7 protein-coding genes and 1 pseudogene are annotated in these 5,830 nt (G+C 36.6%); 2 read left to right on the top strand and 6 right to left on the bottom strand.

Features of this window, described 5'->3' with window-relative positions; all coding sequences use genetic code 11:
* The first annotated feature begins 159 nt into the window (after positions 1–159).
* A complete protein-coding gene (locus FD28_RS01050) occupies positions 160–438 on the top strand; it encodes a plasmid mobilization protein (RefSeq protein ID WP_003625288.1) in 279 nt (92 codons plus the stop codon).
* Positions 428–730 (top strand): type II toxin-antitoxin system YafQ family toxin, encoded by a 303-nt coding sequence (locus FD28_RS01045; RefSeq protein WP_005917927.1) that lies wholly within the window; start codon positions 428–430, stop codon positions 728–730. The genes FD28_RS01050 and FD28_RS01045 overlap by 11 nt, the downstream gene beginning before the upstream one ends.
* A 130-nt stretch (positions 731–860) precedes the next feature.
* Here the strand turns inward: FD28_RS01045 and FD28_RS13000 are convergent, their stop codons facing one another.
* From FD28_RS13000 to FD28_RS01025, 6 genes and pseudogenes are all read right to left on the bottom strand, one after another.
* A complete protein-coding gene (locus FD28_RS13000; RefSeq protein ID WP_082383586.1) occupies positions 861–1,040 on the bottom strand; it encodes a DUF3923 family protein in 180 nt (59 codons plus the stop codon).
* Between the two features lie 277 nt (positions 1,041–1,317).
* Positions 1,318–1,752, bottom strand: coding sequence for a hypothetical protein (locus FD28_RS01040; protein ID WP_057731721.1), 435 nt, complete (start codon positions 1,750–1,752; stop codon positions 1,318–1,320).
* A gap of 1,132 nt (positions 1,753–2,884) precedes the next feature.
* Positions 2,885–3,649 (bottom strand): helix-turn-helix domain-containing protein, encoded by a 765-nt coding sequence (locus FD28_RS01035; RefSeq protein ID WP_035147646.1) that lies wholly within the window; start codon positions 3,647–3,649, stop codon positions 2,885–2,887.
* Between the two features lie 174 nt (positions 3,650–3,823).
* Positions 3,824–3,955, bottom strand: a pseudogene (locus FD28_RS13395) (restriction endonuclease subunit S); the annotation flags it as partial.
* A 9-nt stretch (positions 3,956–3,964) separates the two neighbouring features.
* Positions 3,965–5,197, bottom strand: coding sequence for a polysaccharide deacetylase family protein (locus FD28_RS01030; protein WP_057731718.1), 1,233 nt, complete (start codon positions 5,195–5,197; stop codon positions 3,965–3,967).
* 125 nt (positions 5,198–5,322) lie between these two features.
* Positions 5,323–5,830 (bottom strand): DUF536 domain-containing protein (locus FD28_RS01025; protein WP_057731715.1); only part of this gene is annotated, 508 nt, incomplete at its 5' end.

The following is a 5,830-nucleotide window of genomic DNA, read 5'->3' as shown; positions in this document are numbered from 1 at the left end:
TCTTGAACCTCTTTAAGAACGTTTGAATCTTTGATGGGTAAGACAACTTGTTGCATAAGCTGTTAGTTCCTTTACTTTAAAATTAATTTAGTTGCAGAAAACCTAAAAATCGAATATTATAATGTAGTACGATGGTAAACTTGAAGGAGGCGGATTAGAATGAGTAATACTATTATTAAAAACAAGACAATTTCAACTCGTGTAACACCTGACATTAGTGAACGGGCCAAAGCTAATCTAGCAAAACAAGGGCTAACCGTTTCTGAGTATATACGCTTATCGTTAGTTAAAGCGGCCAATAATGAAGTTCGATTAGTCAGCTTTTTAGATTCTCCGGAAGCCTTAGCCGCTAAAAAAGAAGCAGAAACAGGGCAGGTCAAAAACATTGGTTCATTGACTGACTTTGAAGATTGGATCGATAAGTTAGATGCAAATTAAACAGACCAAATCTTTTGAACGTGAATTAAAAAAACTAGTCAAAAAACATTTCCCAATAACTGTCTTGAAGCCTTGTTTAGAAGCAATTGTTGAACAAGATGTACTTGTTTTGAAACAGATTAAAGATCATGCATTAAAAGGAAATTGGCGTGGCTATCGTGAATTTCACCCTGCCAGATATGGGAACTATGGTAAAAATTATGACAACTGGATTGTTATTTATCAGCTAGATCATGATGAATTGATTTTGTTATTGGTTGCAACTGGCTCCCATGAAATCTTGAATCAATAGCTATAGTTTAGGGGCACTTATAAAAAAATAAATTAAAATAGCCCCCAATATCTACATTATAGATATTGGGGGCTATCTTAACAACGTTTTTGAGGGGTTATTTGGGACTTATAACCCCTATAATTTAGTTTTACTTTCTAGGCTTAACAAATAGCAGTAAGACAAGTTGGATCAAGACGATAAAAATAAAGAAAACCACTAGCACAATAAAAGCAGCTAATTTAGTTGCTGGCGTTTGAATTGTTCCGGCACCATCAACTTTTCTAATGAAAATTACAAAGCTTAGTGAACTAGAAGTTAAATGCCATATGTATCAGTAAGTATAAACGTTGAGAAAAGGAGTAATTATCATGTTGTCAAAAGCTTTAGAAAGCTCTGATATAAAAAAACTCGGCCAAAAACCGGCCGAGATACGCGTTATTTTTTCAGCCACTTGATAACCCGTTTATCAAGACACAAACCAACAAGGACACAGACGATACCAATAATCTTGATTGGCCAAGTTGTTGCGTTTACAAAAATCAGCAGACCGAATATAACAATGAATAGCGAAGCTAGTTGCATAAATGTTCATCTCCCTGAAAAAACTAATGCCACTTGTGATAATTCCAAGAATATGTCACTTTTGAATTTACTAATTGTATATCATATCGATAACCATGTTTAGGGGAATTAAAATTATCACCTACAAGTCCTGCCACAATTGCACCAGCTTTTCCTGCGGATAGACCTCCAATAAGTGTTAGACCAGAAGCATGTTTTGCCTTAAGATCTCCCTTTGAAATGTATACGCGATAGGTACGTACCTTTACTTTGCTATGCGTTTTATGTATTGACTTTTTACCTAAACTTTCGACTTTTGAAGTCCACACCCAAGCTTTTCCATATTTCCACAATAACGTTTTAGCTGAAGCTGTTGTGTCACCAAACCCAGGAATATTATTATTGGTTACAATACCTCCTAGAGATAAGCAAACCACTGTAATAAAGGTAATTGCTAAAGCTCGTAATTTTTTATGCATAACACTTCTCTTTGGTTGAAAATGAACACAAGCCAGTAAATTATGACTAGTTTTAGCAACTGCGTGGCTCAAAAGAAGCCTCGACTGTCGCTCGGCAGAACGTTTCCAGAGGCTCAAAAACGCCCTTCGCTACAGCTCACGGCAAGACCACCTCTAATCGGTCACTGAAAAGTCAAAATGGCTTAGAAGGCCTCTGAATGGTTCTTACTCGAGTTGCGATTTAATTCCAATCAGTTTCACAAGTCGTGGATAGAACAGGATAAGGGAGAGTGATATCACTCCCTTGTAAAGCCTGCGCAGTGCTTGATTTTCTGATGATAGCTGCGATTGCTCATTTCGTGTTTAATTCGTGATTAAAAAATAACCACGAATTAAACACGATGGCTTTTACTTAATCCGAATTGTCTTCGTTGGAGCTGGCAATTGATACGTGCCATTGGCAATTTAATTACAACGAAAAAAACCCTTTACCGGCATGGTAAAGGGGTACTTTCGCCGCAATTATCAGCGTGAGTTTTCCACGTGATTCAATTGGCGAAAGAAGGTCAACAACTCAGGATAGAATGCTTTGTAGTCAAGTTTGTTGCCCCAATTGTCTACGTCCCATTTTTCGAGTTGTTGCTGGAATTGTTGCGCTTGCAATTCAGCCGATTAATCGGGTTTATGCAAGAACCGTTAATTGCCTAAGTAGAAATAGATGGCACCGATAACAAAAAGAATAATAACGATAACAAAAAGAATAATAATCATTCCTAAAATTACAAATAACGTTTTTTTCCAGCGTTTCATAATTAAATGGCTCCTCTCAAACTATGACTATCCGTTTTTCCAACTATGATAGTTGGTTAGTTGGCCTTTGTAATTCCCCCAAATAGAGAAATTGATATTGCCTAAATGTGCCCCATACTTCCCGACACCAAGCACGTATTTCCAGCGGGCCTAAAATTAAGCCGATTAGTCTAAGTTAACAAGCCAGGTATTCTGGCATCGTTGATATAGCCCCATTTTAACGCAAGAAATCTATCAGAGTAGCCTTGGCTAACCTGATAGATTTCTGACAATATAAGCGTTTTGAATTGTGACAATTGTTTTTAATGGCTAGATTATCAATTTAAATCGCTTAAACGTCGGCTTATTCAGTGACTAATTGCTGGACAGTATCGGATATATGGATTTGTGTCTTATACTTCTTAAGGTCATGATTGTTAGTCGCTGTATTTCCCTTATGATTTAACAAGGCATCTAGCGCTGCTAGGTTGCTAACATAAGTCTGATTAATGTAGGTGCGAGGCACAATACGTGCAACTTTAACATAGCTGCCCTTATGATACGCCATCACATAAGGATCTTTGACCCCAGGATTAAGCCCCGTCGTTAAGGTTAATTTGGTCCATTCATTACCCATCGTATTATCGGTGAACCAAGCGGTCCAGTAACCATTGGTCGCCTTATTGTTAGGCGAAATTTCCTTTTCACTAGGTAATTTAGTGTACCCGACTTTATAGGATAAAAACGGATCAAAGCGATCAATCGTCCCAATACCTTTATAATATCCCAAACATAAAATACCAATACTAACCAGTGCTAGTACGATCAAGCCACCTAAACCAAAAGTCCAACGACGATAACGACTTTTAAGCTTAACATCATGATCTATCTGGGTAGCCAAAGAGGGTTCTTTATCTTTTTTCATTGCAATCTCCTCGTTAAATAGAAGTTTTTCGAGTGAGATGTTAAACAATTGACTCAAAGCATGCAGGGTCTCTAAACTTGGCATATTCTTGCCAGTTTCCCAAGTTGAGACCGTTTGACGGGTCACATGTAATTTTTGAGCTAACGCTTCTTGGGTTAAGTTAGATTGCCTGCGCAAGGTCTTGATATCGTCTTTAAAGCTCAAATCTCACTCCTCCTAAATCATAATCAAGGATCTAAGGCAATCCTAGCAAGAATTACTAGCATTAGTCACGCAAATGTTACTTGCACAAGCCAATAAAGCCATTCCTCAGATCGTAATAACGTTCTGAAGAATGGCTTTAGAAATGATCAAAGGCCTATTTGTTAGTTATAGACCCTATACAAACATATTTTGTAAAAAGCCTTTTTTCTGTTCTTTCAACAAATTTAACTTACGTTGATGAAGAGTGATAGTGTTGTCTAACTGTTTGAAAAATAACCCAATTTTTTGTTGACGACTTTTGTCTCGCGCTCTTCATTATTTATCACGATGATAAAAATCTTTTGTATTAAAGAAGTCATTTAGAACCGTGTTCTCACCAGTCATTGTTTCATGTAAACGAATACCATCGACATTTATCCGCGCATTACGATAATAATCATTTGTTAATTGACCCCATGATGTCTGTGACGCATCAACATTATCGAAAATACTGAAACCGCTACTCTTAAGATAAGTGTACTTTGCATTATCATTTGTATAATTTTTAAATGAGCCAATATCTGCTCCAAATGGGAAAATCAATACTGGTGTTTTACCAACAATTGGTTGTACTTCCTTTTGCCAAAGTGCAGTGTCCTTTTTGATATCATCAACACTGGCCGTAGTCATATTTATATGACCCCAGGAATGCGATGCAAACTGCCAACCTTCCTTTTTCATAGCGTTAGCAACCTTTGTCGCTTTCTTAGCTTCGCGATGTGTCTTTTTTGTATCACCATATTGACTCTTTGATGAACGATAACCTAGCGCCCCATTATAACCCGTTTCAGCAATCACACCCTTTGAGCCACCGTATGAGAAATCTGGATGCTTTTTGATGAAGGTATCAATAATCGGTACCATGTCATAATCACCAATTTTCTTCTGACCATTATTGGTATATTGATTTTTAACATCACCTTGCTTATTGACGACTAATTTATCTGCAAATCCAGAATTCTTCATATACTCATAATAGTTAACATCATCCTGTGATATAATTAAAGGCTTCTTGCCTTCAGGTAATTTGACTGGTTTGAAAGTCACCTTCCCTTGTTTATCAATCGAAATGATATCTTTAAAGTTAATTAATACATAGCCATTATCATATAACTGATTCAGCATCGGCATAAATTCGTCGATGGTCACCATATAATCTTTGTATCCCTGTGCCTGCTTAGATGAGAAAGCTTTACCAGGATCAACAATTAGTGAATGATAAAAAAGATGTGAAATTTTTGTCGGATCATCCCACGTGACCAACTTTGACTGTTGCTTATTAATACTCTTTTTTAGATGATCAACTGTTGTTCCTTTGTGCCCCGATAACACTGATTTTGCTTCTTTATATTGGTACTGTTGACTTAATGATTTTGCCTGCTTTACTGTCTTAGTTGTTTGACTATCAGTTTTTGGAGCCATAACATCATCATCAATATTGCCATATAACCCTAAGCCTGCCCCCAAAATCAACCCAATGACAAGACTAGTTATCTTGGTTTTTATCACAGCTACTCCCCCATGATTTTTATGAATATTAAACGACAAGTTAGTGCCATTCTATATCTTATTACCTCAAAAATAAAATTATTCGTAAATTGCTTTAGTTGAAACCTTAAGGCTTACATTAACTTTTACCAGAATTTCCACCAACGTTTAATAGATCTATTTGTGTGTATGCCATCTTTATTACTACCAGATTTAACAATCTTCTGTTTAGCTATTTTGCTTTTTTTATCTTGGATGTTAAAAAGATCATTTCCGGTCGACAAGTTGTCGTTAGTTTTTTGAGTTAGTTGCCCACTTAGCTTTTGTACATGATCTTTTAATCGACGGTTATCTGCTACTGTTGCTAATTGTAATTGTTGCTGCTGATCCACCAATTTTGTTAGATGATCTATTTGTCGGTCTTTGGTAGCAAGCTGTTTGTCACGTTGAGACTTTAAATCTTCTATTTCTCTTCTTAGAGTGGCAATTAGCTCATTATTTTCTTTGCTAGTCTTTGTCACTTTTTTGCTACCTGTTTGTTGGGTATTTGCTACCAAAGGCTTTGCTACCTTGTCCCTAATAATCCTTTCAGTTGTAAGGCTGATCATGTTTGTACCTTGACTATCTTTTTGTCGGTTCTTTGTTGGTAGTCTT

The organism is Levilactobacillus hammesii DSM 16381, assembly GCF_001434395.1.
GTDB classification, from domain to species: Bacteria; Bacillota; Bacilli; order Lactobacillales; family Lactobacillaceae; genus Levilactobacillus; species Levilactobacillus hammesii.
The sequence above is the reverse complement of the archived record's forward strand: the minus strand, read 5'-3'. Positions and strand labels throughout refer to the sequence as shown.